Below are 843 nucleotides of genomic sequence, written 5' to 3'. Positions count from 1 at the left end.
CAAGACGGAACTCGTAGAACAGTGCCTCCTGTATTTTCGTTCGATCACCCATCATTTGCAGGTTCCTCCTGCGAAGAGTGAATCAGTGCTTCACTCTCAAAGCAAGCGCGACTTTTTCAACACTATCCCCCCAGTACAGTCATTTTGTCCACCCGTGCAGACCGCCCCATGCTTCATTGAGGATCGCGCCGGTAACTGCGCGATCCGAAACCGTGGCAGCCAGATCTGGATGATCCAGCAGGACATCATAGAGTTCCTGCATATCATCCCGATCGACATCCGGGATTTGTGCGACCATCGCCCGGACGGTCCCCAGAACGCTGTCGTTCAGGGACTTCTGCCCCTCTCTGAATCGTAGATAGGCGTCATGGGTCTCGATAGACTCTGCCTGACGCTCGGCCAGCACCAGCGGTTTTAACACATCAACAAACGCGGTTACGGCATCGGGTCCAAAAATCATGTCTTTTCCTTTCCACGCGATGAATTCAACAGATGGCAGTGGCTACATATCACGCCCTGCCGTCCGCGTCGGACGCCGATCGCGTTCACGCACCTGTTCTTCCCTGCGCTGTTTTTCCGCCTGCTCCTGCTGACGCCGCTTTTCCCCGACAACACGTTCCAGCTTCTCGGCCACATCCTGCGTCTTAAAAGCCATGCGTCTCAATGTGCGGTCGATATCGTCCCATTTTTCCTGCGGCACAGCAGTAACCTCCCGCGCCGCCATACGGGACCTGAACCCTGCCCCCGGTGTCTTTCCCTGCTGCCGGGCCGCCTCATTGACATGGCTCTGTTGTATCCACCGCGTTGTATTCTCTTCATACTGGAGCCGAACCTGTTCAAGGT

The 843-nt window shown here is 55.8% G+C and carries 1 protein-coding gene and 1 pseudogene; both read right to left on the bottom strand.

Annotation, left to right across the window (positions count from 1 at the left end):
• Positions 1–139 precede the first annotated feature (139 nt).
• Positions 140–460: a hypothetical protein gene (locus tag ACBR42_RS17165; protein WP_371208847.1), complete on the bottom strand. Its 321-nt coding sequence runs from the start codon at positions 458–460 to the stop codon at positions 140–142.
• 42 nt (positions 461–502) lie between these two features.
• Positions 503–843: pseudogene (locus ACBR42_RS17160) on the bottom strand (hypothetical protein); the annotation flags it as partial.

This window comes from Komagataeibacter sp. SM21 (assembly GCF_041402665.1).
GTDB lineage: Bacteria > Pseudomonadota > Alphaproteobacteria > Acetobacterales > Acetobacteraceae > Komagataeibacter > Komagataeibacter saccharivorans.
Note: the sequence above shows the minus strand (reverse complement) of the source record. Positions and strands in the feature narration are given on the sequence as shown.